Annotated in this window: 30 protein-coding genes; 25 read left to right on the top strand and 5 right to left on the bottom strand. The window is 37.5% G+C overall.

Annotation, left to right across the window (positions count from 1 at the left end):
• The 21 genes from fapR to DBX25_RS05165 form a co-directional block, all read left to right on the top strand.
• On the top strand, nt 1-561 hold a 561-nt coding region (gene fapR, locus DBX25_RS05265), incomplete at its 5' end, for a transcription factor FapR (protein ID WP_240620158.1).
• Nucleotides 558-1,547: a phosphate acyltransferase PlsX gene (gene plsX, locus DBX25_RS05260; RefSeq protein WP_108669732.1), complete on the top strand. Its 990-nt coding sequence runs from the start codon at nt 558-560 to the stop codon at nt 1,545-1,547. The genes fapR and plsX, both read left to right, overlap by 4 nt.
• A gap of 62 nt (nt 1,548-1,609) precedes the next feature.
• Complete coding sequence (gene fabD, locus DBX25_RS05255) at nt 1,610-2,557, top strand: ACP S-malonyltransferase (RefSeq protein ID WP_108669731.1); 948 nt, start codon at nt 1,610-1,612, stop codon at nt 2,555-2,557.
• Nucleotides 2,554-3,297 (top strand): 3-oxoacyl-[acyl-carrier-protein] reductase, encoded by a 744-nt coding sequence (gene fabG, locus DBX25_RS05250; protein WP_108669730.1) that lies wholly within the window; start codon nt 2,554-2,556, stop codon nt 3,295-3,297. Before fabD ends, fabG begins: the two co-directional genes overlap by 4 nt.
• A gap of 89 nt (nt 3,298-3,386) precedes the next feature.
• Entirely contained in the window at nt 3,387-3,620 is a 234-nt protein-coding gene (gene acpP / locus DBX25_RS05245; RefSeq protein ID WP_108669729.1) for an acyl carrier protein, read from the top strand.
• Between the two features lie 275 nt (nt 3,621-3,895).
• Nucleotides 3,896-4,627 (top strand): ribonuclease III, encoded by a 732-nt coding sequence (gene rnc, locus DBX25_RS05240; RefSeq protein WP_108669728.1) that lies wholly within the window; start codon nt 3,896-3,898, stop codon nt 4,625-4,627.
• A gap of 71 nt (nt 4,628-4,698) precedes the next feature.
• A complete protein-coding gene (gene smc / locus DBX25_RS05235) occupies nt 4,699-8,268 on the top strand; it encodes a chromosome segregation protein SMC (RefSeq protein WP_108669727.1) in 3,570 nt (1,189 codons plus the stop codon).
• A 13-nt stretch (nt 8,269-8,281) separates the two neighbouring features.
• Complete coding sequence (gene ftsY / locus DBX25_RS05230; RefSeq protein WP_108669726.1) at nt 8,282-9,274, top strand: signal recognition particle-docking protein FtsY; 993 nt, start codon at nt 8,282-8,284, stop codon at nt 9,272-9,274.
• Nucleotides 9,275-9,397: 123 nt separating this feature from the next.
• A complete protein-coding gene (locus DBX25_RS05225; RefSeq protein WP_108669725.1) occupies nt 9,398-9,730 on the top strand; it encodes a putative DNA-binding protein in 333 nt (110 codons plus the stop codon).
• A 15-nt stretch (nt 9,731-9,745) separates the two neighbouring features.
• Nucleotides 9,746-11,089: a signal recognition particle protein gene (gene ffh, locus DBX25_RS05220; protein ID WP_108669724.1), complete on the top strand. Its 1,344-nt coding sequence runs from the start codon at nt 9,746-9,748 to the stop codon at nt 11,087-11,089.
• 183 nt (nt 11,090-11,272) lie between these two features.
• Nucleotides 11,273-11,545 carry a 30S ribosomal protein S16 gene (gene rpsP / locus DBX25_RS05215; RefSeq protein ID WP_108669723.1) on the top strand — a complete coding sequence of 91 codons (273 nt, stop codon included), beginning with the start codon at nt 11,273-11,275 and terminating at the stop codon, nt 11,543-11,545.
• 11 nt (nt 11,546-11,556) lie between these two features.
• Nucleotides 11,557-11,787: a KH domain-containing protein gene (locus tag DBX25_RS05210; RefSeq protein ID WP_108669722.1), complete on the top strand. Its 231-nt coding sequence runs from the start codon at nt 11,557-11,559 to the stop codon at nt 11,785-11,787.
• 227 nt (nt 11,788-12,014) lie between these two features.
• Nucleotides 12,015-12,401 carry a YlqD family protein gene (locus tag DBX25_RS05205; protein ID WP_108669721.1) on the top strand — a complete coding sequence of 129 codons (387 nt, stop codon included), beginning with the start codon at nt 12,015-12,017 and terminating at the stop codon, nt 12,399-12,401.
• Between the two features lie 11 nt (nt 12,402-12,412).
• Nucleotides 12,413-12,934 carry a ribosome maturation factor RimM gene (gene rimM, locus DBX25_RS05200; RefSeq protein WP_108669720.1) on the top strand — a complete coding sequence of 174 codons (522 nt, stop codon included), beginning with the start codon at nt 12,413-12,415 and terminating at the stop codon, nt 12,932-12,934.
• A complete protein-coding gene (trmD, locus tag DBX25_RS05195) occupies nt 12,934-13,668 on the top strand; it encodes a tRNA (guanosine(37)-N1)-methyltransferase TrmD (protein WP_108669719.1) in 735 nt (244 codons plus the stop codon). The genes rimM and trmD overlap by 1 nt, the downstream gene beginning before the upstream one ends.
• Nucleotides 13,669-13,801: 133 nt before the next feature.
• Nucleotides 13,802-14,146, top strand: a complete 345-nt coding sequence (gene rplS, locus DBX25_RS05190; protein ID WP_108669718.1) for a 50S ribosomal protein L19 — start codon at nt 13,802-13,804, stop codon at nt 14,144-14,146.
• A gap of 237 nt (nt 14,147-14,383) precedes the next feature.
• Nucleotides 14,384-14,935 carry a signal peptidase I gene (lepB, locus tag DBX25_RS05185; protein ID WP_108669717.1) on the top strand — a complete coding sequence of 184 codons (552 nt, stop codon included), beginning with the start codon at nt 14,384-14,386 and terminating at the stop codon, nt 14,933-14,935.
• A gap of 21 nt (nt 14,936-14,956) precedes the next feature.
• Nucleotides 14,957-15,850 carry a ribosome biogenesis GTPase YlqF gene (gene ylqF / locus DBX25_RS05180; protein WP_108669716.1) on the top strand — a complete coding sequence of 298 codons (894 nt, stop codon included), beginning with the start codon at nt 14,957-14,959 and terminating at the stop codon, nt 15,848-15,850.
• Nucleotides 15,851-15,930: 80 nt separating this feature from the next.
• Nucleotides 15,931-16,701, top strand: coding sequence for a ribonuclease HII (locus tag DBX25_RS05175; protein WP_108669888.1), 771 nt, complete (start codon nt 15,931-15,933; stop codon nt 16,699-16,701).
• Nucleotides 16,702-16,722: 21 nt separating this feature from the next.
• A complete protein-coding gene (locus DBX25_RS05170; RefSeq protein WP_108669715.1) occupies nt 16,723-18,666 on the top strand; it encodes a hypothetical protein in 1,944 nt (647 codons plus the stop codon).
• Complete coding sequence (locus DBX25_RS05165) at nt 18,663-18,962, top strand: EscU/YscU/HrcU family type III secretion system export apparatus switch protein (protein ID WP_108669714.1); 300 nt, start codon at nt 18,663-18,665, stop codon at nt 18,960-18,962. Before DBX25_RS05170 ends, DBX25_RS05165 begins: the two co-directional genes overlap by 4 nt.
• Here the strand turns inward: DBX25_RS05165 and DBX25_RS05160 are convergent.
• The 5 genes from DBX25_RS05160 to DBX25_RS05140 all read right to left on the bottom strand — a co-directional run bounded on the left by DBX25_RS05160 (nt 18,957) and on the right by DBX25_RS05140 (nt 23,278).
• Entirely contained in the window at nt 18,957-20,297 is a 1,341-nt protein-coding gene (locus DBX25_RS05160) for a 6-phospho-beta-glucosidase (protein WP_108669713.1), read from the bottom strand. The two genes, DBX25_RS05165 and DBX25_RS05160, sit on opposite strands and share 6 nt — an antisense overlap.
• A 16-nt stretch (nt 20,298-20,313) precedes the next feature.
• Nucleotides 20,314-20,604 carry a hypothetical protein gene (locus tag DBX25_RS05155; protein ID WP_108669712.1) on the bottom strand — a complete coding sequence of 97 codons (291 nt, stop codon included), beginning with the start codon at nt 20,602-20,604 and terminating at the stop codon, nt 20,314-20,316.
• A 90-nt stretch (nt 20,605-20,694) separates the two neighbouring features.
• The gene (locus DBX25_RS05150) at nt 20,695-21,975 is read right to left on the bottom strand and encodes a PTS sugar transporter subunit IIC (protein WP_108669711.1); all 1,281 of its coding nucleotides are present in this window, start codon (nt 21,973-21,975) and stop codon (nt 20,695-20,697) included.
• A gap of 123 nt (nt 21,976-22,098) precedes the next feature.
• The gene (locus DBX25_RS05145) at nt 22,099-22,407 is read right to left on the bottom strand and encodes a PTS sugar transporter subunit IIB (RefSeq protein WP_108669710.1); all 309 of its coding nucleotides are present in this window, start codon (nt 22,405-22,407) and stop codon (nt 22,099-22,101) included.
• Between the two features lie 22 nt (nt 22,408-22,429).
• A complete protein-coding gene (locus DBX25_RS05140; RefSeq protein WP_108669709.1) occupies nt 22,430-23,278 on the bottom strand; it encodes a MurR/RpiR family transcriptional regulator in 849 nt (282 codons plus the stop codon).
• A gap of 210 nt (nt 23,279-23,488) precedes the next feature.
• Here DBX25_RS05140 and DBX25_RS05135 point away from each other — a divergent pair, with 210 nt between their 5' ends.
• From DBX25_RS05135 to anmK, 4 genes are all read left to right on the top strand, one after another.
• Nucleotides 23,489-23,815: a PTS lactose/cellobiose transporter subunit IIA gene (locus DBX25_RS05135; protein WP_108669708.1), complete on the top strand. Its 327-nt coding sequence runs from the start codon at nt 23,489-23,491 to the stop codon at nt 23,813-23,815.
• A 13-nt stretch (nt 23,816-23,828) separates the two neighbouring features.
• Nucleotides 23,829-24,923, top strand: a complete 1,095-nt coding sequence (locus DBX25_RS05130) for a DUF871 domain-containing protein (RefSeq protein WP_108669707.1) — start codon at nt 23,829-23,831, stop codon at nt 24,921-24,923.
• The gene (locus DBX25_RS05125) at nt 24,920-25,813 is read left to right on the top strand and encodes a BadF/BadG/BcrA/BcrD ATPase family protein (RefSeq protein ID WP_108669706.1); all 894 of its coding nucleotides are present in this window, start codon (nt 24,920-24,922) and stop codon (nt 25,811-25,813) included. Before DBX25_RS05130 ends, DBX25_RS05125 begins: the two co-directional genes overlap by 4 nt.
• A gap of 32 nt (nt 25,814-25,845) precedes the next feature.
• A partial coding sequence (gene anmK, locus DBX25_RS05120) for an anhydro-N-acetylmuramic acid kinase AnmK (protein ID WP_420812915.1) occupies nt 25,846-26,865 on the top strand: 1,020 nt, incomplete at its 3' end.

The following is a 26,865-nucleotide window of genomic DNA, read 5'->3' as shown; positions in this document are numbered from 1 at the left end:
CGTCAACAGCTTCTTATTGATACAATACAAGATAACCCATTTGTGACGGACGAAGAGCTTGCTGAAAAATTTTCAGTCAGTGTACAAACAATACGGTTGGACAGGCTTGAGCTCTCAATACCAGAACTTCGGGAACGAATTAAAAATGTAGCAGAAAAAACATATACCGATGAAGTCAAGGCGTTGCCAATTGACGAAGTTATTGGGGATATTATTGATATTGAATTAGACCAAAGCGCGATTTCTATTTTTGATGTGACAAGCGAGCACGTATTTAAACGGAATGGGATTGCTAGAGGACATCATTTATTCGCCCAAGCAAATTCTTTAGCGGTTGCAGTGATTGATGATGAAATGGCTCTAACAGCAAAAGCTAACATCCAGTTTACTCGTTCTGTTAAGGAAAATGAAAGAGTGGTCGCCAAGGCAAAAGTAAAGATGACAGATACACCTGAGAGGACGATGGTTGAGGTCGATAGCTTTGTTGGAACTGAACTCGTTTTTAAAGGTGAATTTGAAATGTATAGATTCAACATTGGGAAAAAGGATGAACATTCATGAAATTGACTATTGATGCAATGGGTGGAGATTTTGCTCCGAAATCGGCAGTGGAAGGGGCAATGAAAGCTGTAAAAGAATTTCCCGATGTAGAAGTGATTCTTGTTGGAAATGAAAAAGAAATCAAACAATATTTAACTGACACAAAACGAGTTTCCATTCTTCATACGGAAGAAACGATATTAGGCACGGATGAACCCGTTCGTGCAGTACGCAGAAAAAAAGATGCTTCCATGGTTTTAGCTGCTAGACAGGTGGCTGATGGTATGGCAGATGCTTGTATTTCTGCGGGGAACACAGGTGCTTTAATGGCAGCAGGATTGTTTGTTGTTGGTCGTATCGATGGGATTGAACGTCCTGCCCTGGCACCGACCTTGCCCACTCTTGAAGGAGAAGGTTTTGTCCTATTAGATGTTGGTGCTAATGCGGATGCGCGACCAGAGCATTTATTACAATCAGCGATTATGGGCTCCATATATGCTGAGAAGGTCCGTGGGCTGGACAAACCTCGTGTTGGTTTATTGAATATAGGCTCAGAAGATAAAAAAGGAAATGAACTGACAAAGGCAGCTTTTGATTTATTAAAAGATGCACCGATTCATTTTATTGGAAACGTAGAGTCTCGTGATCTTTTAAATGGTGTAGCAGATGTTGTTGTCACTGATGGATTCACAGGTAACATGGTCTTAAAAACAATCGAAGGCACGGCAATGTCAGTGTTCAAGATGGTAAAAGAAGCAATGACAAGTAGTTTTACAAACAAACTTGCAGCTGCAGTACTTAAACCAGAATTAATGAAAATTAAAACAAAAATGGATTATTCCGAGTATGGTGGTGCGGGTCTGTTCGGTTTAAAGGCTCCTGTCATTAAAGCACATGGTTCCTCTGATGCGAACGCGATTTTTAACGCAATTCGACAAGCGAAAATCATGGTTGACCATGATGTTTGTGGCAAAATCCATGAAGTGATAGAAAATAAAAAATCTTAGCAAAAATATTTGCTGGACTATTACTTTTGAAACTAATTGATGAAATTGCAGGAGGAAGAACGATGTCTAAAATTGCCTTTATTTTTCCAGGACAAGGGTCACAGGTTCCTGGCATGGGAAAAGAGCTATTTGAAACGTATGAACCTTCAAAAAGAATCTTTCAACAAGCTGATGAAAAGCTAGGGGAAAAGCTGTCACAGTTGATTTTCGAAGGACCACAAGAAACTTTAACATTAACTACAAATGCTCAGCCTGCCCTATTAACTACATCTATTGCAATTTTGCAACGACTAAATGAAGCAGGAATTCAAGCGGATTATACAGCTGGGCATAGTCTAGGAGAGTATTCTGCGCTAGTTGCTTCCGGGGCGATTGCCTTTGAAGATGCAGTATATGCAGTCCGAAAGCGTGGAATATTCATGGAAGCTGCTGTACCAGCTGGCCTTGGTGCGATGTCAGCCGTACTTGGAAAGGACCGTGAAGGGCTACAGGAAGTAGTGGATCAAATTAGTATGGAAGGGGACAGTGTTGATTTAGCGAACTTAAACTGTCCGGGGCAAATTGTTATTTCAGGTACAGTAGAAGGTGTTCAGAAAGCTGGAAACTTGGCTAAGGAAAAAGGGGCAAAGAGAATCATTCCTCTAGAAGTCAGTGGTCCTTTTCATTCTCGTTTAATGGAACCCGCAGCTACTAAGTTAAGAAGTGTTCTTGACACAATCAATATTCAGACTGCAAACCCTCCTGTCATTTCAAATGTTTCTGCTGAACCTATGTCTTCACCAGAAGACATTAAGGAAAGACTAGTAGAACAACTTTATTCTCCAGTTAAATGGGAAGATTCAGTACAGAAAATGCTTCAGCTAGGTGTAACAACATTCATTGAAATTGGACCTGGTAAAGTTTTGGCTGGTTTAGTAAAGAAAATTGAACGTCAAGCAACAGTATTTTCAATTTCGGATGAAGCGACATGTCAGTCCGTTATCGAAGCTTTAAAGGAGGCAAATCTATGAGATTGCAAGGGAAAGCTGCATTAGTTACGGGTGCTTCTCGAGGCATTGGTAGAGAAATTGCTTTAGAGTTAGCAAGAGAAGGCGCAGATGTTGCTGTTAACTTTGCTGGAAGTGAATCGAAAGCAAATGAAGTAGTCGACGAAATTAAGGCTATGGGTAGGAATGCCATTGCGATTCAATGCGATGTTTCAGATTCCGCAGCCGTTAGTGAAATGATCCAAAAATCACTTGATACTTTCGGAAAACTTGATATTTTAGTTAATAACGCTGGAATTACAAAAGATAACTTGTTGATGCGAATGAAGGAAGAAGAATGGGATTCCGTTATTAATACAAATTTAAAGGGTGTATTCCTTTGTACAAAAGCAATTACTCGTAGTATGATGAAGCAACGTTCTGGTAGAATCATCAACGTCGCTTCCATAGTTGGAGTAAGCGGTAATGCTGGACAAGCTAACTATGTAGCGGCTAAAGCAGGCGTGATAGGATTCACCAAAACTGCTGCGAAAGAACTTGCCTCTCGTAATATTACGGTTAACGCAATCGCACCTGGATTTATTACAACTGATATGACTGATAAATTGACAGAAGAAGTGAAGGAAGCGATGTTAAATCAAATCCCACTTGCTCGCTTAGGTGAACCAAGGGACATTGCTCGTGTAGTGGCATTCCTTGCTTCTGAAGATAGCGCATATATGACTGGACAAACACTTCACATCGACGGTGGTATGGTCATGTAATGATATGGTAAGAAACAGCAATTCAAGTAGGTTTCGTGTTTATTATTCACTTGAATTGCACTATAATGGCTTGAGGGGAGGTGAGTGCAGTGGCAGAAGTTTTAGAACGTGTTACTAAAATCATTGTTGACCGACTTGGTGTTGATGAGTCTGAAGTAAAGCTAGAGGCTTCTTTTAAAGAAGATCTTGGAGCTGATTCATTAGACGTGGTTGAACTTGTCATGGAACTTGAAGATGAGTTTGGCATGGAGATTTCAGATGACGATGCTGAAAAAATCTCTACAGTTGGAGATGCAGTGAATTACATAAAGAGCACTATGTAATAGAGTTGTATCAAATTTAGAGGCTGACTCGTAATTTCATTCCTATGCAATGGGGAGTGGAGTTAATAGAGTCAGTCTCTTTCTTTTATAAAAATTTTCAGTAACAGTTTGAAAAAACTCAATCAAATGTTGGGAATCAATAATGCATTTCCTTCTAATCAAAAACGAATAATGATAAACTAAAGTGTATGGTATGCAAGGGTGACTTACGGCTCAAAGCATTGTATACTTTATAGTCTATTAAGTGTAAATTTGGATGGTTGTCGGAGGAAATTATGCGCAAGTTTGGAAAACGAAATAAAGCGAATAGCAAGGACCAAAAATTTAAAGAATTTCAAGATTCTTTAGGTATTGCATTTGCAGATGATAAGTTATTAAAAAAAGCCTTTACTCATTCATCCTATGTGAATGAGCATCGAAAGAAGCCGTATGAGGACAATGAACGGCTAGAATTTTTGGGAGATGCTGTATTGGAATTGACAGTATCACAGTACTTGTTCCATAAGTATCCAACTATGAGCGAAGGAGAATTAACAAAGCTGCGTGCGGCTATTGTTTGTGAACCTTCATTAGTCGGTTTTGCCAATGATCTTTCCTTTGGAAGCCTTGTCCTTTTAGGAAAAGGGGAAGAAATGACAGGTGGAAGGGAACGACCTGCGTTACTGGCAGATGTATTCGAAGCATTTATAGGAGCTTTATATTTGGATCAAGGAATTGATGCAGTATTGCGATTCTTAGAAAAAACTGTTTACCCAAAAATCGATAGCGGTGCTTTTTCTCATGTGATGGATTTTAAAAGTCAGCTACAGGAATTGGTCCAGCGTAGTGGAAATGGGACCATTGAATATGAAATTATGCAGGAAAAAGGACCTGCCCATAATAAAGAATTTGTTTCCAAGGTGTCTTTAAATGGAGAAATTCTTGGGACAGGTATGGGAAAATCAAAGAAAGAAGCTGAACAGTTCGCTGCCCAGCAAGCACTTAACAAATTAAAAGATTATCAATAATCAACAATCTGATCAGTTTCGAAGACATTACCAACTAAATTAAGTAAGACAGAATAAAGGGGGAAATATTTGTGTTCCTCAAACGATTGGATGTTGTAGGGTTTAAATCCTTTGCAGAAAGGATCAATATAGAGTTTGTTCCTGGAGTAACAGCTGTGGTTGGACCAAATGGGAGCGGGAAAAGTAATGTGACTGATGCCATTCGCTGGGTTCTTGGAGAACAATCTGCCAAATCCCTTAGGGGAGCAAAAATGGAGGATATCATCTTTGCAGGAAGTGATTCCAGACGAGCGCTTAATTTTGCGGAAGTTACTTTAACTTTAGATAATGAAGCACATTTTCTTCCTATCGATTATCACGAAGTCAGTGTGACACGCCGTGTATATCGCTCAGGTGATAGTGAGTTTTATATCAACAAACAAGCTTGCCGACTAAAGGATATCATCGATCTCTTCATGGATTCTGGGCTAGGCAGAGAAGCCTTTTCGATCATTAGCCAAGGTAAAGTGGAAGAAATCCTTAGCAGTAAGTCAGAAGAAAGGCGCTCCATCTTCGAAGAGGCAGCAGGAGTCTTGAAATATAAGACTAGGAAGAAGAAGGCGGAAAACAAACTATTTGAAACACAAGAGAATTTGAATCGTGTACAAGATATACTGCATGAATTGGAAGGACAAGTAGAACCTTTAAAAATCCAAGCTTCGATTGCACGAGATTATTTAGAGAAAAAAGATGAACTTGAGCATAGCGAAGTCGCAGTAACCGTTCATGAAATCGAGACATTACACGGAAAGTGGACCACATTATCAGAAGAACTGGAAAAGCACAAAAACCTAGAACTTGAAATGTCAACAAATCTAGGCAAACGAGAAGCAATCGTAGAACAACACAGAGATCGAATCAATGCCTTAGATGATTCAATTAATGAATTACAGGAAGTATTGTTAGTAACGACTCAAGAGCTAGAAAAGTTGGAAGGGCGTAAAGAAGTTCTAAAAGAAAGAAAAAAGAATGCTACGCAAAATAAACAGTCATTGGAAAAATCCATTGAAGATGCAAATCAACAAATGGAGAAATTATCTCTTCAAAAGAACAAAGAAGAAGACCTATTGAAGGTTTTACAAAGTGAAGTTGCAGTTTTACAAAAACAGCTTGATGAAAATGTGAAACAGCTATCTCAATTCAATCAGAATATAGATGAAACAATCGAAACATTAAAGGCTGACTATATCGAATGGTTGAATAAGCAAGCGGCATCAAAAAACGAATACCAATTGACAGAACAACAAGTGCAGCAATTAAAGGGAAAATCAGAACGTTTAGATTCTGAAAATGAAAAATTTATCAACGAACGTAAAGAAGTGGAGCTTCGTAAACAAAAAACCCTTTTTGAGCTTACTGGAATCCAAAATGAGCTTGAAAATGGTGTTTCCCAGTTCCGTCAAGATCAAATGATGCTTGAAAAGCTTGAAAATCAATATAAAAAACAAGAATCTTTACTATATCAAGCTTTTCAATTTCTACAACAATCCCGATCACGAAAAGAAATGCTAGAAGAGATGGAAGAGGATTATGCAGGATTCTTCCAAGGTGTAAAAGAAGTTTTACTCGCAAGACATGAAAAGCTGACTGGTATTGAAGGAGCCGTTGCTGAGTTAATTCATGTCCCAAAGGAATATGAGCTTGCAATTGAGACTGCATTAGGGGCTGCTATGCAGCATGTTATCGTACAAAAAGAAGAAGATGCACGAAAAGCGATTGCATATTTAAAGACTAATTCCTTTGGAAGAGCTACCTTCTTACCACTTTCAGTCATCAAAGGGAGAGAAGTTCCTTCACATCAACTCCAGCAAATGAATAGTCACCCATCCTTTAAAGGAATTGCTTCTAATTTGATTACTTATGAGGCTACGTTCTCTAATGTGATTGCAAATTTACTTGGAACAGTCGTGATTACTTCAGACCTTAAAGGGGCAAATGAGTTAGCAAGATTAACAGGACATAAATTCCGTTTTGTCACCATTGATGGTGATATTGTTAATCCTGGGGGCTCTATGACTGGTGGAGCTGTCAATAAAAAGAATAATTCCTTATTAAGTCGAAAAAGTGAATTGGACGAGATTAAGGATAAGTTAGTGATCATGGAGAAGAAGACTGGCTCTCTTGAAGAAGAAGTAAAATCCTTAAAAAAAGAGTTGCAAAAGCAATCTGAAAAACTGGAATCCAAAAGATCCAGTGGTGAGCATTTGCGTATGCGAGAACAAACAATTAAGGGAGATCTGAGAGAAATTGAGCTCCTAGAGAAAAATCTGAATGAGCGCTTGGCTTTATATGATTTGGATAAATCCACACTCGAAGAGGAATTAGAGCAGAAAATTAGTCGACTTCAATCTTTAACAGGACTTTTACAAAATTGTGAACTCGAGTTATCTCGTTTAAATCAAGAAATAGCTGTTTTAACAGAACAAAAAGAAACACAACAGAGTTCAAAAGAAGCGGTATCTGCACAAGTGAATGAATGGCGAATTCAGCTTGCTTCTAAAAAGGAGCAACTACAAAATCAAAGAGAAAAACATCAAAGGATTCAAGAAGAACTTAATTCTTATAAGATAAAATTGGCTGACTTAGTCGAAGACCTCTCCCTACTCGATACTGATATGAGTGATAGTAGTAATGGTGAAGCGATACTTGAAGAATCGGCTCGAAAAAAACTTCAAGATAAAACCGAGACTTTAAGACTGATTACTTCTAGAAGGGAAGAACGAGTTAAGCTTCATCATCTTTTAGAAGACGAAGAGCGTGAAGCAAAAGAACTGAAACGCCAGCATAAAGGTCTTATAGGAATCCTAAAAGACGAAGAGGTTCAATTGAACCGACTTGATGTCGAGCTTGAAACGAGACTTGAACATTTACGTGAAGAGTATTTTCTGAGCTTTGAAGAAGCGAAGGAAAAATACGAGCTTCAAGTACCAATAGAAGAAGCTCGAAAAAAAGTTAAGCTGATAAAGCTTGCCATTGACGAACTCGGAACTGTTAACATTGGTGCGATTGATGAATATGAACGTGTATCAGAACGATATTCTTTCTTGAGTGAACAAAAAACGGATTTACAAGAGGCAAAGGATACTCTACACCAAGTCATTGATGAAATGGATGAAGAGATGAAAAGAAGATTCGAAGAGACGTTTTTTGCCATTAAAGAAAAATTCGGCATAGTTTTCCAATCCCTCTTTGGTGGAGGCCGTGCAGAGTTAAAGTTGACAGATCCGCACGATATACTAAATACGGGGGTAGATATTGTCGCTCAGCCACCAGGGAAGAAACTTCAAAACCTTGGCTTATTATCTGGTGGAGAACGTGCATTGACAGCGATAGCCCTCCTTTTCTCAATCCTACAAGTAAGACCAGTACCATTCTGTGTCTTAGATGAAGTAGAAGCAGCTTTGGACGAAGCTAACGTTCATCGCTTTAGTCAATTTTTGAAGAAATTCAGTAGTGAGACACAATTCATCGTCATCACTCATCGTAAAGGAACAATGGAAGCAGCGGATGTCTTATATGGAATAACTATGCAAGAGTCGGGTGTATCCAAACTTGTTTCTGTACGATTGGATAAAGTACAGGAAATTGCCGAAACAAAATAAAGGAAGTGCTGAAATGAGCTTTTTCAAGAAATTAAAAGAGAAGTTTACAACACAAACCGATAGCGTAACTGAAAAATTTAAGCAAGGCTTGACTAAGACTAGAGATTCGTTTGCTGGAAAAGTCAATGACTTAGTAGCTCGTTATCGAAAAGTCGATGAAGAGTTCTTTGAGGAATTAGAAGAAATTCTGATTGGAGCAGATGTGGGCTTCGATACTGTTATGGAATTAATAGAAGAATTAAAAATGGAAGTTAAACGCAGAAATATTCAGGACACGAAGGAAGTGCAGTCCGTCATTTCTGAAAAATTAGTGGACATCTATCAAGGGGAAACAGAAGAATCCTCCGAACTAAACCTTCAAAAAGATGAACTGACTGTAATTTTATTTGTTGGTGTAAATGGTGTTGGTAAAACGACTACTATCGGAAAATTAGCACATAAATTCAAGCAAGAAGGTAAAAGTGTACTATTAGCAGCGGGAGATACGTTCCGTGCTGGAGCGATTGAACAATTGGAAGTTTGGGGAGAGCGTGTAGGGGTTCCAGTAGTTAAACAAGCTGAAGGTTCAGATCCAGCTGCAGTCATGTTTGATGCGATTCGTGCTGCAAAGTCTCGCAATGTAGATATTTTGATTTGTGATACAGCAGGTAGACTACAGAATAAAGTAAACTTAATGAAAGAGCTTGAAAAAGTGAAACGAGTAATCGAAAAGGAAGTACCGGGGGCACCGCATGAGGTACTTCTTGCCCTTGACGCAACCACGGGTCAAAATGCACTAATTCAAGCAAAAACGTTTAAAGAGGCAACGAATGTAACTGGTATCGTCTTAACGAAACTTGACGGTACTGCAAAAGGTGGAATAGTCCTTGCTATCCGAAATGAATTAGGAATACCAGTGAAATTTGTAGGACTCGGTGAGAAAATGGATGATTTACAAGAATTTGATCCAGAGAAGTATGTATATGGGTTGTTTGCAGATTTAGTTGATGTTGAAGACACCGAGTAATGGAAGTAAGTAAGACATATGCTTCGGATTTCAGTGTAAAGGAATTACCTTGACAAGCATTATTAATAAAGGTAAACTATCTCTTGTAAAGGTTTTTCACTTAACACATGGGAGGTGAGCTCCATGCTTGAAAAAACAACGAGAATGAATTATTTATACGATTTTTATCAATCGTTGTTAACTGAAAAGCAGAAAAGCTACATGTCTTTATATTATTTGGACGATTACTCCCTTGGTGAGATTGCAGATGAATACGATGTAAGTCGTCAAGCAGTCTACGATAACATAAAGCGAACAGAAGCAATGCTAGAAGAATATGAAGCTAAGCTCTTATTATTTGAGAAATTTCAACAGCGCAACAATCTTATTTATAAGTTAAAGGAAGCCTTGGACTCGAATAAGGCAGATCTTGAAGCTGCAAAGAAGATTGTTATTGAACTGGAGAAATTAGATTAGGAGGCGGCAAACTATATGGCATTTGAAGGATTAGCCGACCGACTGCAAAATACGATCCAGAAGATTCGCGGTAAAGGCAAAGTCAATGAGGCTGATGTTAAAGAGATGATGCGCGAGGTTCGCCTTGCCCTCTTGGAAGCAGATGTAAATTTTAAGGTCGTAAAAGACTTTGTAAAGCGTGTTAGTGAACGCGCAGTAGGTCAGGAAGTTCTGAAAAGCTTAACCCCTGGTCAACAGGTTATCAAAATTGTTAATGAAGAACTGACTCAATTAATGGGTGGAGAACAGAGTAAAATTGCTGTTGCCAACCGCCCACCAACTGTTATTATGATGGTTGGGCTCCAAGGAGCTGGTAAGACGACTACCACTGGTAAACTTGCCAACCTTCTTAGAAAGAAATACAATCGCAAACCTTTGCTTGTAGCAGCGGATATTTACCGTCCTGCGGCGATTAAACAGCTTGAAACACTTGGGAAACAACTAGACTTACCTGTTTTTTCCTTAGGTGATCAAGTAAGCCCGGTTGAAATTGCCAAACAAGCCATTGCAAAAGCAAAAGAAGAGCATCGTGATTATGTTCTGATCGATACAGCTGGTCGTCTTCATATCGATGAAAGTTTAATGGACGAGCTTAAAGATATTAAGGAATTAACAAAGCCTGATGAAATATTTCTTGTAGTTGATGCAATGACAGGACAAGATGCTGTAAACGTCGCTCAAAGCTTCAACGAACAGCTTGGATTAACAGGCGTAGTGCTAACAAAGCTTGACGGTGATACTCGTGGTGGAGCAGCACTATCTATCCGTTCCGTAACTAACACACCGATTAAATTTGTCGGTATGGGTGAAAAAATGGATGCTCTAGAAGCATTCCACCCAGAACGAATGGCTTCAAGAATCCTTGGAATGGGTGACGTTCTTACCTTAATTGAGAAGGCCCAAGCAAATGTTGATGAGGAAAAGGCAAAAGAGTTAGAGCAAAAGTTGCGAACTCAATCCTTTACCTTTGATGATTTCTTGGATCAACTAGCACAAGTCCGTAAAATGGGACCTCTGGATGATATTTTAAAAATGTTACCAGGTGCTAATAAAATCAAAGGTTTAAACAATGTTTCCATTGATGACAAACAAATTGGTCATGTTGAAGCCATCATTAAGTCGATGACTAAGGATGAAAAGGTTCATCCAGAAATCATTAATGCAAGTCGAAGAAAAAGAATTGCAAAAGGTAGCGGAACGTCCATACAGGAAGTAAACCGTCTATTAAAGCAATTTGAAGAAATGAAGAAAATGATGAAACAAATGACAAACATGCAAAAAGGTAAGAAAAAGGGCGGTTTCAAATTCCCTTTCATGTAAGTCAAATATGAATTCTTTAAAACTTATGTTTCTAAGGTCCCAAAAGGATTTTTGAAAATAATGTAATGGTTATTCGATCTCTACAGGAAATTTATCACTGTTAAGAAAAAAACCTTTACAAACATATCAATTATTTGATAACATACTATCTTGTGTGAAACTATTCGGAGGTGCTTATTTAAAATGGCAGTTAAAATTCGTTTAAAGCGTATGGGAGCAAAAAAATCTCCTTTCTATCGTATCGTTGTTGCAGATTCTCGTTCACCACGTGACGGTCGTTACATTGAGGTTGTAGGAACTTACAATCCTGTAACTCAACCTGCAGCTGTTTCAATCAATGAAGAGCTTGCTCTTAAATGGTTACAAGATGGAGCTAAACCATCTGATACAGTTCGTAACCTTTTCTCTAACCAAGGCATTATGGAAAAATTCCACAATGTTAAAAACAGCAAATAATTGATTAGCCAATGAAAGAGCTAATTCAAGCAATTGTAACGCCTCTAGTCGACCATCCTTTAGAAGTGATGATCACTTCTAAAGAGGAAGATTCAAAAATCACATACTACCTGTCAGTCCATAAGGAAGACATGGGAAAAGTGATTGGGAAACAAGGGCGTGTAGCTAAGGCGATTCGCACTGTAGTCTATGCAGCAGGATCATCACAGCAAAAGAAAATTTATTTGGAAATATCCGAATAAGGGAGGGGTTCTGTACCCCTCTTTTTCTGTATATATGGAATCCAACAGTAAAAAGTTTGAACAGTGTTTAGCTACGACGCACAGGACGTGTTAGTGCCGATAATGCCACATGGATGTGGCGTTTTTATCGGCCAGGCGCCTTCCGCTTTTTCGTATACATATGTTTTCTCCGAATGGCTAACAGTAATTATTATTTAGTATTCTAAAAGTAAATGGAGGTGCTGGACTTGAAAATTCTCCAAACCGTTGTTGTGAACCAAGTTTTAACGGAAGCCAGCAAGAATAAACTCCTCGATAAATATAAGAGCAAACAAGTTCAGATTCAAAAAGAAATCGATCAATTGAAGTTTGAGGTCAAAAAATTAGATAAAACTAAAAAATTTCAGCCTGCCAGTCTAAAAGTTCATTTCGAAAAGGAAGTGGATAAGCGACAGGAAAAAATCAAGCTTTTGGATTTTCAACTTGAGCAGCTTGAAATACTACCAGTAGGCAGTGAATTAAAAGAGCGGGAAGTCCAAGCGCTTGTAGATGTAGAAGTGGGATGTAATTGGGATGAGCTCATTCAAACGAAAACGATCGTAGTCAAGGATGGAATCGTAGAAGATATTCGTTAGAGGTGAGAATAATGGAAAAATGGTTTAATGTAGGAAAAATTGTAAATACACATGGAATTAAAGGGGAAATCCGAGTAATATCTAAAACGGATTTTGCGGACGAAAGATATAAACCAGGCAATAAGATTTTTATCTTCTCAGATGATCAAGGAAAACAGGCACCAATCGAAGTGACGATTGCGTCCCACCGACAGCATAAGAATTTTGATTTGCTGACGTTTGAGGGCTTCTATAATGTTAATGAAGTAGAGAAATTCAAAAACTCATTACTAAAAGTTCCTGAGTCATTTCTTGGAGAACTAGAAGAAGGAGAATATTATTTTCATGAAATCATTGGCTGTTCTGTAGAAACTACAGAAGGGGAAGAGCTTGGGAAAATAAAAGAAATTCTTACGCCAGGTGCTAATGATGTTTGGGTCATAAATGGTAAAAATGGTAAAGAGATATTGATTCCATTTATACAAGATGTAGTTAAGAATGTTGATATAAATTCCAAAAAAATCATCATTGACCCAATGGAAGGGCTACTGTAATGAAAATTGATATTTTGTCTTTATTTCCAGAAATGTTTGAAGGTGTATTTGGGAATTCCATACTTAAAAAAGCCGATGAGAAAGGTGCCGCTACTTATGGGGTAACGAATTTCAGAACTTTCTCTGATAACAAACATGGACAGGTAGATGATTATCCATACGGTGGTGGTGCAGGCATGGTCCTTAAAGCACAACCGATAATCGATGCTGTAGAGCACTTAAAGGCGGAATCAGGCAAAGAACCTAGAGTCATCCTTATGTGTCCTCAAGGAGAAAGATATACACAAAGCAAGGCAGAAGAACTTGCAAAAGAAGATCATTTGATTTTGATTTGCGGACATTATGAAGGCTATGATGAAAGAATCCGTCAACTTGTTGTGACGGATGAACTATCCATAGGTGATTTTGTTCTTACCGGCGGTGAACTTGGGGCCATGGTTGTAGTTGATAGCGTTGTACGACTGTTACCTGGTGTATTAGGAAATGAAGATTCGCCAATAAAAGATTCGTTTTCTTCTGGGCTTCTAGAACATCCTCATTATACCCGTCCAGCTGAATTCAGGGGAATGAAAGTTCCAGACACATTACTATCGGGTGATCATAAACGGATTGAGGAATGGAGAATGAAGGAATCTCTTAGAAGGACTTGGAATAAAAGACCGGACTTATTAGATTCCTATCCAATGTCTGAAAAAGAAAAAAAATGGTTAGAAGAGATAAAAAACGAAGATTAACATATTGCAAGCAACTTTGTCATATGGTATGATTGTTTTTGTGACTTGGGCAAATGCATAAGTCTTTATAACAATGTTCCGCTGCAATGAACATAAAGCTTTGCAAGAGCATTCGTGGGAGGAGTTGAAAACGATGCAAAAACTTATTGAAGAAATTACAAAAGAACAACTACGTAGCGATCTTCCTACTTTCCGTCCTGGTGACACTGTACGTGTTCACGTTAAGGTTGTTGAGGGTACTCGTGAGCGTATCCAGTTGTTTGAAGGTGTAGTAATCAAGCGTCGTGGTGGTGGAATCAGCGAAACATTTACAGTTCGTAAGATTTCTTACGGTGTAGGTGTTGAACGTACATTCCCTGTACACACACCAAAAATCGCGAACCTAGAAGTAGTACGCCGCGGTAAAGTACGCCGTGCTAAGCTTTACTACCTACGTAACCTTCGCGGTAAAAAAGCTCGTATCAAAGAAATTCGCTAATCAATTCTTACATGAGATTGCACCAGGTGCAACCACTTGTAGAACTGAAACTAAATGCTTTAAAAGGGGAGCTTGTTTATCAAGCTCCTTTTTTACACTTTAAGAAGAATGATTCGAATCTTATTAAATCCTAATCATAAAGAATTAAGCGTTTATAATAGGTTATTTACTGCACCATCTCTTTTTTTGGAGTATAGTAATATTTAGAATGTAAACCTAGCATTAGGCGGTGTAGAAATGAAGAAGAAGAAAAATGAAGTTTGGGAATGGATGAAGGCTCTTGTCATAGCAGTTGCTTTAGCGGCAGTAATCCGATATTTTTTATTTGCTCCCATTGTAGTGGATGGCTTGTCCATGATGCCGACATTGCACCATCAAGATAGAATGATTGTAAATAAAATAGGTTATACTGTAGGCGAGCCAGACCGCTTTGATATCATTGTTTTTCATGCACCTGAAAATAAAGATTACATAAAACGGGTAATTGGTTTACCTGGTGATAAGATTGAGTATAAAGAGGATACATTATTTGTAAATGGAAAACCTTATGAAGAACCTTACCTAGATGAATATAAAAAACAGGTAATTGATGGGCCCTTAACAGAGCCGTTTACACTTAAAGAAATAACAGGTGAGGAAACTGTTCCAGAAGGTCACCTGTTCGTTATGGGAGATAATCGCAGGTTTAGTCGGGATAGCCGCCATATCGGTGTTATTTCTATGGACAAGGTTCTAGGAAATACAAGTGTTGTATACTGGCCTGTGAAAGACGTAAGGATTGTAGAATAGCAGCAAGAGAGGTGGATACCAATGACCATTCAATGGTTTCCAGGCCATATGGCCAAAGCACGCCGTGAGGTAACGGAAAAACTTAAGTTAATTGATATCATATATGAATTAGTCGATGCGAGAATTCCTGTCTCATCCAGAAATCCAATGATTGATGAGATTATCCAACATAAACCGCGATTGATCTTATTGAATAAAGCGGACATCGCAGACCCTGTAAGGACAAAAGAATGGATTCAGTATTTTTCCGACCAAGGGCATACTGCTTTAGCAATCAATTCGCAAGCAGGTAGTGGATTACATCAAATTACCTCTACTTCTAAAGTACTTTTACATGATAAGCTAGAGCGTATGAAATCTAGAGGCATTAAACCAAGAGCTATAAGAGCCATGATAGTGGGCATTCCAAATGTAGGTAAATCAACATTTATCAACCGTCTTGCAAAGAAAAATATCGCAAAAACAGGAAATACTCCTGGTGTTACGAAAGCACAGCAATGGATCAAGGTTGGTAAGGAATTAGAATTGTTAGATACTCCTGGGATTTTATGGCCAAAGTTTGAGGATCAAGAAGTTGGACTGAAGCTTGCTCTAACTGGAGCTATTAAAGATACAATTCTTAACTTACAAGAAGTAGCTACTTACGGAATGAGATTCCTTGAAAAAAATTATCCTGACCGTTTTAGCGAACGCTATGGAATTAAAGAAATTCCTGAAGATATTGTGGAATTGTTTGATGCTGTAGGGAAATTTAGAGGTTGCATGGCAAGTGGTGGCGGAGTCGATTATGATAAAACAGCAGAGCTATTTATCCGTGAAGTCCGTTCTGAGAAATTAGGGCGCCTAACATTTGACGACCCAAACGCAATTGAAACTGATGAAGCTATAGAGAGTGCATCAGAAAACATTGAATAGATTATGACAGCTCCTTTATAAGGGGCTTTATTTTTTTAATAAATGTCCGATAAAAAATGTAGTGAGAAGTGATAAATATGATTGTAAAATTAAGCATTAAAGAAGTTGAAAGTCTTATTCAGGGAGTAAAAGAACCCAATGACCCTATATTGTTGCAATGTCTTTCTGATAAACGTAAAGGTGTTCAGAAATTAGCAGTAAGGTGGCAAAAGACGTATAATGTAGAACAATCTATGAAAAATAAATGGGTTGAAATGAATCAGTTTGAAAACAAGTTACGTAAAGAAGGATTTTCATATATCGCGGGAATTGATGAGGTTGGTCGCGGTCCTTTGGCAGGTCCAGTAGTGGCTGCTGCTGTCATTTTGCATGAAGAATTCTATCTTCCAGGATTAAATGATTCAAAGAAAATTCCTGAAAAGAAGAGGGATGAATTTTACAAGGAAATTTTAGAGAATTGCATTTCTTATGGAATAGGTATTGTTAATAATCTTGAAATTGACGAAATCAACATTTATGAAGCAACTAAGAAAGCGATGCTTATTGCTCTTCAAGCACTTGATCCTATCCCTGACTATTTGTTGATAGATGCCATGAAGCTAGATGCACCTTTCCCTCAAGAGTCTCTAATAAAAGGGGATGCTAGAAGCGTATCCATTTCTGCTGCTTCAATAATCGCAAAAGTTACTAGAGATCGTATTATGAACGATTATGCGAAGCAATACCCTGAATACAAATTTGAAAATAATATGGGGTATGGTACGGAAGAACATATTAAGGCCTTAATGAAATCAGGACCGACGCCCATTCATCGTTATAGTTTTGCTCCAGTGAAAGACTTTGTTAAATAGGACCTTGGGAAGTGATGTATAATGCAGCCATTAAGCATCAATAGGCAAAGTGAATTAGTACCCAATAAACAACAATCAACGGATATTAAAGAAGGTCAAATTGTTCATGGAAAAGTGTTAAAAATTCATCCTAACCAAACGGCAGAAGTCCAAATAGGTAATATGAAAATGACAGCGGTTTTGGAGGCACCACTGAAAGTTGGAGAAAGGTATTGGTTGCAAGCAAGTATAAAAGGTGGGGTATTAACCTTTAAAGCTTTAGATGAGGCTCCTTCCAGTCTTTTAGAGGGGAAGGAATCGGCCATTAAGCTACTTCAACATCTAAATATTTCTGAATCAAAGAATTCGATTGCAGTGGCTCAACTTTTCTTGAAAAAAAATCTTCCGCTTACTAAAGACGGACTTATGACCGTCATTGGATGGTTGGATACGAGTAAGAATATTGAAAAATCGACTAATATTGTCCAATTTATGTTCAAAAATGAGCTTCCTGTTACAAAGGATGTTTTTTTGGCATTACAGTCATTAGACAAAAACAAGAATTTTCATAGCATGATATCTACACTGTTGCAACAATTGACTACAGAAGACAGTGAAGTAGCCACAGCACTTAAAAACCTGTTAATCGTCAATCATTCCTCTCAAGAAAAACAATTGGGAGAAAAATTAGTCTTTCAATTACTAAAGAATGCTGTTAATCCAGAAAACACAGAGAATAAGAATCATTTATCTGCCTTACAAAAATTAGGGATAATTTCTCCTACAGTAACCGGAAAGGAACTTACAAATAAGCTAATAGAGACCGTAAATCATATTACATCTAACATAGATAAAGCTTCATTCCCAAACAAAGAATCGCTTCAAATAGTAGGTTTAACAAATCAAGCTATAGCAAATAAAAGTGTGGACCAAGTCGGTGTTGCTTTAAATAATTTCAGCACAATAGCACAAACATCTCAACAGGGATCAATAGCAGAGGAACTACAAAGTGTTGTAAAGAATTTACAATCACAACCATTGCAGGAGTCTGAAAATGTATTAATAAAAATCTCACAAAGGCTTTTAAGCGAAGCTCTAAGTACTATTGAGAATAATCTTGCTAATACTTCTCACAAACAGAGTGATTACATCACAAGGATTGTTCAGTCAACTTCGAATCTCCCTATAGGAGAGATGGAAAATCTCAGTGTTAATATTGGAAAAATGCTGATCTCATTGGAGGATAATAATGCTGACCCAGTAATTCATCAAAAGCTTTCTCAAAGTGATTGGAACCAATTAGCTAAGTTAGTTCAAGAGGATATCAAAATGATGGATATTTCTATTCCAGAGAGCGCAGCTATTAATATTAAAAAATTGATAGGTTCAATCGGATTAGATTTTGAGAATAGACTATTTCGCTTGAATACTGATCCTGAATTGAAAAATCAAGAATTAGACACTATAAAACCGTTATTAATGAAGCTTATTCAAGAAACACAATCACATAGTGTTAGAGAAGCAGCTGAACAAGTCTTACATAGGATTACTGCTCAACAAATTCTTACACACGAAGCAGGTCCATTACAAAATATTATCGCACAGATTCCATTAGATTTAGCTGGCTTTAAAACGGATATGACCATGCAATGGAGTGGTAGAAAGAATAAAGATGGCAAAATTGATCCTGATTATTGTAGAGTATTGTTTTATTTGCGATTAGAACAAATAGATGAAACGGTAGTAGATATGCAGATTCAAAAGAAAATCATCTCTGTGACCGTATATAATGATCGCTCGGAATTTATAAAACAACTTGCACAACCTCTCATCCCGAAAATAAAAGAAAACTTTAACACAAAAGGTTTCACGCTTACCTCAGTCAGCTTTGAGTCTCCGAAGAAGGAGAATGAATTTTTAAAGATGGACTCTATAGATAATCAATTTATGGCTAGCCGTTATTCGGGGGTGGATTTAAAAATATGAATGAACAAGAGAAATTCGTTAGGAAATCAGCAATTGCACTTGGATACGAATCTTCAAAGGATCAGGCTCCGAAAATATTAGCTAAAGGAAAAGGAAAAGTTGCAGAGAATATTTTAGAAGTAGCCAAAGAAAATGGTGTTGCCATACAAGAAGATCCATCTTTGGTAGAATTATTAGGAAAGCTTGAAATCAACCAAACTATTCCAGAGGAGCTATATCAAGCGGTTGCAGAAATATTTGCATTTATTTACCGAGTAGATAAACAAGCAAAAAAAAAGCCTCCGATTCATTCATGAATGGGAGGCTTCCTTTTGTTCTTGAAAGAATTTAGGTAGATAATCTTTATGTGCCATCAATAATTCATCTAATACTTTCTTTGCAAGTTCATCACTTGGAACTAAAGGGTTGATACAAAGTGCAAGAAGGGCTTTTTCGTATGAACCTGTTACAGCTGCTTCAGCTGCTACCATTTCAAAGGCTTTAATTTGCTGTACTAAGCCATTTACATGTACTGGGAGTTCTCCAACCGCCAAAGGGATTGGACCGTTCTTCGTTACGACACAATTCACTTCAACAGCAGAGTCTGCTGAAATGGAAGTAATCGCACCATTATTTCTCACATTTAAGGTTTGTATATCACCCTTATCTGTAAATATAGAGGATATTAGATTACAAGCTGCATCACTATAATAAGCACCACCGCGTTTTTCTAACTGCGGCGGTTTTATGGCTAAATTTTCTTCCTTATATAAGTCGAATAATTCAGTTTCAATTCTTTTGACAACTTCCGCTCTTGTTGTGCCGCTTTGAAGGGAAAGCAGTTCTTCTTCTAAAATTTCCTTTGTTTTAAAATAATACCGATGATAAGGGCAAAGGATGACTCCCATACTTTTCAAGAAATTTGGTTGCCATGGCAGTGGAGCAATATTCCGCATCGTCATTTGAATATTTGGATTTGATAAAAGATCAAGAACATGTTCCGTTTTGTCTTCTCCGTTAACTGTAACACGTAAGCCATGCACAAGGTGGTTTAGTCCTGCAAATTGTATGTATACTTTTTCTTTTGGAACTCCTAATAACTTGGCAATGGAAACCGTCGTATGATAGGGAAGATTACAAACACCAACAATTTTTTTATGAGTACTGTATCGTAAAAGGGCTTCCGTTACCATTCCAGCTGGATTTGTGAAATTGATTAACCATGCTTCCGGGCAAAGCTGTCCCATTTCTTCTGCTATATCCAGTAATACTGGAATGGTTCGAAGCCCCTTGAATAAGCCTCCAGCCCCATTCGTCTCTTGTCCAATCATACCGTGCTGAAGAGGAATTCTTTCGTCTTTTATACGGGCATCCAGCATTCCTACACGCATTTGTGTAATAACGAATTGTGCATTTGCAAGGGCTATTTTTCGATTCATTGTGCTATGAACAGTTATTGGAAGATTAGCGCGATTTACCATCCGTTGGGAGAGTTTTGCAATAGTTTCGAGTTTATCATGTCCTTCGGGTATGTCCACCAGCCAGATTTCATCAACAGGGAGATCATGATATCGTTTAATAAATCCTTCAATTAACTCTGGTGTATAGCTGGAGCCTCCACCAATTACAGCAATCTTCAATTTCGTTCCCATTGTTTCAATCCTCCTGTTAACCTTCAAATACGATTAAGTAACTGATTGGTGTAGCGATGATTACAGAAATGATAATACGGAACAGAAGTGTCTTAGGAGTAAGCTTCACTTTAGAGATTCTAGTCCAGACAAATATAATCCCAATTAAACCCCCAATACTATTTGAAACGAACATTGCCCATCTAAAATCAAGACCAGTCCAAGTAATTGGTTTTGTCAAAATAAGATTGGTACTAACCATGATGATTAAAAAAATGAAAACATTAATAAAGCCAATTCTCTGTATTCCTATTTTTTCAGTTGTCATATGATCATCTCCTATGTTATTTCCCTTAATTAATCATAAGGTGATAAACAAAAAGAGGGAACCAGCAGATTCCCTCTTTTCACTTTTCTATTAGGCAACTTGGCTTGTTTGGTCGTCCTGTTCCATTTGTACCATTTTCTTATCGTAAATCTTCATGAATGGTAGATATACCATGAATGAAATTCCGATATTGACAAGGTTAAGAACAACTGCTCTCCAGTCCCCACCAGTAGCGAGGTAAGCACCGATTGGACCAGGCAATGTCCATGGAGCAAGGATATAGGTTGGTGTCACAAGACCTGTTGCAGTAGCAATGTAAGAAATAGTAGCAATGATTAATGGAACTGCTACAAAAGGAATAATTAAGATTGGATTCAATACGATAGGTGTACCGAAGATAATCGGTTCATTGATATTGAATAATCCAGGTACGAAACTTGTTCTTGACAAAGTTTTTAAATATTGAGATCTTGCAAATAAAAGCATGGCTAAAACTAAACCTAAAGTAGCACCAGATCCACCAATCCAGATGAACCATTGGTAGAATGGCTCAGGAGCAATGTGTGGCATAGAAGATGCTCCACCAGCAACAGCTTCAGCATTTTTTGCTAAATAGACTTCCCAAACGGGACGAGCAACAGTACCAACGACAGATACACCGTGAATACCAAATGCCCAGAAGAATGTGATTAAGAATACAGGTACTAAAACTCCAGCCAGACTATCACCGGCTTTAACAATCGGAGCCGCTGCTTTATCAACAAGGCTGTGAAGGTCAATTCCGAATACAACTGTAATGAAAGTCATTAATACGATTACAAAAGCAACCGGAATTAATGCTTCAAACGATCTTGCCACAGATGGTGGAACTTGTTCAGGCATTTTGAATGTAATATTTTTAGATTTACAGAAACGTAAAATTTCAACAGATAAAATCGAAACTAGCATAGTAACAAATAGACCATGTCCACCTAGGTTTGCCATCGGCAATACCCAACCTTGACCTTCCATGACTTGAGGAACGATTGTAAGTAAAAGTGCAGAAACAGCAATTTGTCCTCCAGATAATGGGTCAAGCTTATAGCTACGTGCTAAATTATAACCAACACCAAAGGCTATATAGAGGGACATGATAAACATTGTAACACGATATGGAATCAATATCTGAACAAGATGTTCATTTGCCCAAGCTTTGATTGCCCACTCTTCCGGCACAGGCGGAAAAGCGATAATAAGAAAGAATGAACCGACAATAATGAATGGCAAGGCAGAAATGACCCCGTCACGAATCGCCATTAAATGGCGCTGCTCCGAAAGTCTTGCCATTGGACCTGAGAGGTACTTCTCAAGCCATGCAATAAAAACTTTCATTGTAAAACCTCCTTTTTATTGTTGGATCCTCAGTTTGGAAGTTCATCCCTTTTAGTATGTAAGGGTAGTAGGGATAGGGAAGTGACATTTCCGAGCCAAGAAAGCCTATTTATAAAAAATTGCTTATAAAGAAAGCAATTCCTTAACCGTTTTTAAAATGACAGGTCCACCAAGAGGAGAATATCCTTGAGGTGGGATCGCAGCACAAGGCACATTGGCTTCATCACAAAATTGTTTAACTGAATCAAAACGGTGTCTTATTTGAGGTGCCACCATACAGATATCCCAGCCGTTATTAATTTCATCTTCAACTTCAACTGTACCGATTGCAAGAACGTCCATTTCCATTCCGTTTTTTGCAGCTTCCTTTTTTAATGCGTTTACCACGATAGAGCTAGACATACCACCTGAACAAACAAATAAAACTTTCATATTTTTATATCCTCCTAGATTGTTAAGATTTTTTCCTTTTTTGAACTGCATTATGAGTGTCGATAATTCTCTCATACACCTTAGGGCCTTTTTTCATGCATACGGCAATGAATAGGGCATCAATTACGGCCAATTGTGCAATTCTAGCACTCATTGTTCCAATTCGTACATTTTGCTCTTCATCAGATGTCGTTAGGATAATATCTGCTAATTTCTGAGCAGGTGATTTTCCATGTTGTGTTAAAAGGATGGTGACACAGCCCTTATCTTTTGCTTCAGCAAGGAGATCAATAATTTCCTTAGTTTTTCCTGAAGTCGAGACGACCATAAGTACATCTCCAGGCTCCATATTCGCTACCATCATCATTTGGACATGGATATCAAGAGAAATAAAGGTGGGAATATTGATTCTTAAGAATTTAAAAGATGCATCCATTGCTACAATAGAGGATCCACCAGCTCCATATAGAAACACTTTCTTGGCAGAATGAATCGTTTCACTTGCGTTTTCTAGCATTTCCACTTGAAGGATTTTCATGGTGTTCATTAAGGCACTAACAGATCTGTCCCTTACTTTATCCATAACTTGAATTAAACTGTCATCAGGTAAAAAAGAAGAATTCTGTATAATTACATCAGATGAAACATTTAATTCTTTCGCAATTTCAATCTTTAAACCTTTAAAACTATTAATTCCAATTCGTTTGCAAAATCGAATGATGGCTGCTTCACTAACTTCACATGCATCAGCCAAATTCTTTGTACTCATATCGATTACGCGCTCTGGATGAGATAACACATATTGTGCGACATTGCCTTCAGCGGGGCTGAAATCCGATAAATTGGACTCAATTAAATTGACAACATACATTTGGCAGCACTTCTTCCTTTAAAAACAGTCCTTCTTATGAAAGGGTTTTCAATATACATGTATTATAATATGCATTGAAATATTATTTCAATAATAAAAAAAATAAAATAAAATAAAATTTCAGTTTTAGTGGAATAAACGGAAGAATGGCCTTACAATAAATATACGGTAAATTCATTCCGTATTGGATTATGTACTGGAGGTAATGAAATGGAAACGATTAACTTGGAAATGGCTGTATTTGAAATTATCTCTTTTGGTGGAAATGCCAAAAGTTTATTTTATGAAGCATTGAATGCTGCGGAAGATAATGACTTTGAAAAAGCAGAAGAATTAATGAAAGAGGGAAGTGCTGAATTAAATAAAGCTCATAACATGCAGACAAAATTAATTCAATATGAAATCAACGGTGGGAAAATGGAAAAAACTCTACTATTAATTCACGCACAAGATCATTTAATGACCACAATCAGTGAACAATCTCTCATTGAAAGATTAATAAAAATGAACAAGAAAATAATGGAATTATCTAAATAAGGAGGAGCTTATAATGGAGAAGAGATTAGGGATTTCGATTTATCCGAATCATTCTGATCCGGGGAAGGATATTGAGTATATTACTTTAGCTAACAAGTATGGATTCAAAAGGGTATTTACATGTCTATTATCAGTAGATGGTGATAAAGAGAGTATCATAGAGAATTTTACTACTTCTATTAAACATGCAATATCGTTAGAAATGGAAGTAATTGTAGATATAAGTCCTAGAATTTTCAATGCATTAGAAATTTCATATAACGACTTATCTTTCTTTGCGAAACTTGGAGTCGCTGGCATTAGGCTGGATTTAGGTTTTTCAGGGAATGAAGAATCTATCATGACTTATAACCCATATGGTTTAAAAATTGAAATTAATATGAGCAATTCTACTCCATATTTAGAGAATATTCTTGCATACCAGCCGAACAAAGAATTATTAATGGGATGTCATAATTTTTACCCACATCGTTATGCTGGTTTAAGCTATTCTTTCTTTGAAGATTGTAGCTTGAAATTTAAAAAGCATGGACTTCGTACAGCAGCGTTTGTATCTTCACATGATGCAACATTTGGACCGTGGCCGATTATGGAAGGGCTTCCAACGTTAGAAATACATAGAAAACTTCCAATCGAAGTACAAGCAAAACACCTGTATTATACAGGCTTAATAGACGATGTATTAATTTCGAACGCATATGCATCTGAAGCAGAGATGAAGGCTTTAAGCGAAATTGATCCATCTCTAATTACTTTTTCGATAGAATTGGAAGAGGGAATCAGTGAATTGGAAAGGAAAATTGCACTAGAGGAATTTCATTTTTACAGAGGTGATGTATCGGATTATCTGATTCGTTCTACCCAAAGTAGGGTGAAATATAGAGGGCAAGAATTTAAACCTTTCAATACTAGGGATATTAAGCGTGGAGATATAGTCATAGAGAATGATTTATATGGTCAGTATGCAGGAGAGCTTCAAATAGCCTTGCAGGATATGGAAAACTCAGGGAAAACAAATGTGATTGGTAGAATAAAAGAAGAAGAAATTTTCCTATTAGAATATGTAAAACCTTGGTCCAAATTCGCTTTTAAGAGTTCAGGACAATGAATCATTTTATAATTGGTGTGGATGCCGGCGGGACAAAAACCGAGGCTGCAGCGTATAACCTTCAAGGCGAATTACTTTGTACGCATGTAACAGGTATGGGCAATATAGCAGTTGATTTAGTAACGGCAACTGAACATATCATTTCCGTTATAAAGCTGTGTTTAATGGAATTAAACGATAGCGACTGTAGAGGTATCATTGTAGGAGTGGCTGGTGGTGGAATCCTCGAACGTACAAGAGCTTTAAAGGAGCTTCTTGCGAAGGAATTCGCTTGTCCCCTATCCATTTTCAATGATGCAGTTTTAAACTATTACTCAGTCATGGGTAAACAAGATGGAATCCTCATAGTGGCAGGAACAGGATCAATATGTTTAGGGAAAAACCAAGGCAATTTCAGTACGGTGGGTGGCTGGGGACATTTGTTAGGAGACGAAGGAAGTGCTTACTACATCGGTCTTAAAGCTTTGCAAACCGTCATTCAAGAAGAGCATAATGGTGAGTTAAGTTTGTTCTCACAAAACATCCTCTCTTTCCTTTCCTTAACAGAACCTGGGCAAATAAAAGCTTATGTTTATGAGGGACAAAAAAAGGATGTTGCTAAAATTTCGTCCCTCGTGGATTTATTGGCCAGTGGTTCTGACTACCATGCCATTAAAATACTAGAAGATGCAGGGAATGAATTGGCTAAACAGGCAATTCTATGTGCACGTAAAAGTAAACTATCACTTCCGTTATCATTTGGGATAAAAGGAAGTGTAATTGAAAATTGTGAGATTGTTAGAAATAGATGTATGGATGAAATAGCTAAACAATTCAGTGAGGTAAAGTTTATTTCACCAACAAATAAACTAGGCTCTTACGGTGGATATATGTATTGGAAAACAATTTGATGTAATGGATGTATGATAAGGAGCGGGTTGTTGTGGAGAGTTACGTGGTTGGGCTAATGTCTGGTACATCAATGGACGGAGTGGATGCAGCTCTAGTGAAAATCTATGAAAATGGATTAAAAACAAGAGTAGAATTGTTAGATTTTGTTACTGTTCCGTTTGAACAAAAACTTAAAGATGAAATTAATCAATCATTTAATCCTGATTTATCAAGTAGTCCAGCTATTTGTTCACTAAACTTTCAACTTGGATATGTCTTTGCGGAGGCTGTGAAACTTGTTTGCAAAAAGGCAGGTTTTCCATTGGATAGACTAGATTTAATAGGGTCACATGGTCAAACCATCTATCATATTCCTAACCTAATTGGAGATTGGATACCCTCAACATTACAAATTGGAGAACCTGCAGTAATCGCATATGAAACAGGAACCTCGGTAGTATCAAATTTTAGGACAATGGATATGGCTGCTGGTGGAGAAGGTGCTCCACTAGTTCCATATAGTGAATATTTGTTGTTTCGAAGTGAGGATAAGCATCGTGGATTGCAAAATATCGGAGGAATAGGAAATATTACCGTCTTACCAAGAAATTGTAGCTTGGAAGATGTAAGAGCTTTTGATACTGGACCAGGAAACATGATAATAAACGAGGTTTGTAAAAAAATCCTCAATCAAGAGTTTGATAAAGACGGTATCATTGCCTCAAAAGGTCAAATTCAACAAGATTTCATAAAAACTTGGATGGAAATGGAATTCTTTAATTTGTATCCTCCGAAGTCAACAGGTCGAGAATTATTTGGTGCTTCATTTACAGAGCGAATCCTATCAGAAATGATGGGTCATCGAATTGAAGATATCTTGGCAACAGTTACATACTTTACAGTTGAAAGTATTGCACAAAGTTATGAACGATTTGTACTTCCTTCAGTACAACTGGATGAATTGATTGTGGGTGGAGGCGGAAGCTACAATCTTACAATGATGAAAATGTTAAAAGATAGATTAAAAGGAATAAGGGTAATGACACAGGAAGATATTGGACTTTCTTCAGAC

Origin of the sequence: Peribacillus acanthi, from assembly GCF_003073175.1 — a bacterium.
GTDB classification, from domain to species: domain Bacteria; phylum Bacillota; class Bacilli; order Bacillales; family DSM-1321; genus Bacillus_BN; species Bacillus_BN acanthi.
The sequence above is the reverse complement of the archived record's forward strand: the minus strand, read 5'-3'. Positions and strand labels throughout refer to the sequence as shown.

Excerpts from the sequence above, each read along its gene's own strand:
- plsX (WP_108669732.1), top strand. The coding sequence starts at position 558 with ATGAAATTGACTATTGATGCAATGGGTGGAGATTTTGCTCCGAAATCG.
- fabD (WP_108669731.1), top strand. The coding sequence starts at position 1,610 with ATGTCTAAAATTGCCTTTATTTTTCCAGGACAAGGGTCACAGGTTCCT.
- fabG (WP_108669730.1), top strand. The coding sequence starts at position 2,554 with ATGAGATTGCAAGGGAAAGCTGCATTAGTTACGGGTGCTTCTCGAGGC.
- rnc (WP_108669728.1), top strand. The coding sequence starts at position 3,896 with ATGCGCAAGTTTGGAAAACGAAATAAAGCGAATAGCAAGGACCAAAAA.
- ftsY (WP_108669726.1), top strand. The coding sequence starts at position 8,282 with ATGAGCTTTTTCAAGAAATTAAAAGAGAAGTTTACAACACAAACCGAT.
- DBX25_RS05225 (WP_108669725.1), top strand. The coding sequence starts at position 9,398 with ATGCTTGAAAAAACAACGAGAATGAATTATTTATACGATTTTTATCAA.
- ffh (WP_108669724.1), top strand. The coding sequence starts at position 9,746 with ATGGCATTTGAAGGATTAGCCGACCGACTGCAAAATACGATCCAGAAG.
- rpsP (WP_108669723.1), top strand. The coding sequence starts at position 11,273 with ATGGCAGTTAAAATTCGTTTAAAGCGTATGGGAGCAAAAAAATCTCCT.
- DBX25_RS05210 (WP_108669722.1), top strand. The coding sequence starts at position 11,557 with ATGAAAGAGCTAATTCAAGCAATTGTAACGCCTCTAGTCGACCATCCT.
- rimM (WP_108669720.1), top strand. The coding sequence starts at position 12,413 with ATGGAAAAATGGTTTAATGTAGGAAAAATTGTAAATACACATGGAATT.
- trmD (WP_108669719.1), top strand. The coding sequence starts at position 12,934 with ATGAAAATTGATATTTTGTCTTTATTTCCAGAAATGTTTGAAGGTGTA.
- rplS (WP_108669718.1), top strand. The coding sequence starts at position 13,802 with ATGCAAAAACTTATTGAAGAAATTACAAAAGAACAACTACGTAGCGAT.
- lepB (WP_108669717.1), top strand. The coding sequence starts at position 14,384 with ATGAAGAAGAAGAAAAATGAAGTTTGGGAATGGATGAAGGCTCTTGTC.
- ylqF (WP_108669716.1), top strand. The coding sequence starts at position 14,957 with ATGACCATTCAATGGTTTCCAGGCCATATGGCCAAAGCACGCCGTGAG.
- DBX25_RS05170 (WP_108669715.1), top strand. The coding sequence starts at position 16,723 with ATGCAGCCATTAAGCATCAATAGGCAAAGTGAATTAGTACCCAATAAA.
- DBX25_RS05165 (WP_108669714.1), top strand. The coding sequence starts at position 18,663 with ATGAATGAACAAGAGAAATTCGTTAGGAAATCAGCAATTGCACTTGGA.
- DBX25_RS05160 (WP_108669713.1), bottom strand. The coding sequence starts at position 20,297 with ATGGGAACGAAATTGAAGATTGCTGTAATTGGTGGAGGCTCCAGCTAT.
- DBX25_RS05155 (WP_108669712.1), bottom strand. The coding sequence starts at position 20,604 with ATGACAACTGAAAAAATAGGAATACAGAGAATTGGCTTTATTAATGTT.
- DBX25_RS05150 (WP_108669711.1), bottom strand. The coding sequence starts at position 21,975 with ATGAAAGTTTTTATTGCATGGCTTGAGAAGTACCTCTCAGGTCCAATG.
- DBX25_RS05145 (WP_108669710.1), bottom strand. The coding sequence starts at position 22,407 with ATGAAAGTTTTATTTGTTTGTTCAGGTGGTATGTCTAGCTCTATCGTG.
- DBX25_RS05140 (WP_108669709.1), bottom strand. The coding sequence starts at position 23,278 with ATGTATGTTGTCAATTTAATTGAGTCCAATTTATCGGATTTCAGCCCC.
- DBX25_RS05135 (WP_108669708.1), top strand. The coding sequence starts at position 23,489 with ATGGAAACGATTAACTTGGAAATGGCTGTATTTGAAATTATCTCTTTT.
- DBX25_RS05130 (WP_108669707.1), top strand. The coding sequence starts at position 23,829 with ATGGAGAAGAGATTAGGGATTTCGATTTATCCGAATCATTCTGATCCG.
- DBX25_RS05125 (WP_108669706.1), top strand. The coding sequence starts at position 24,920 with ATGAATCATTTTATAATTGGTGTGGATGCCGGCGGGACAAAAACCGAG.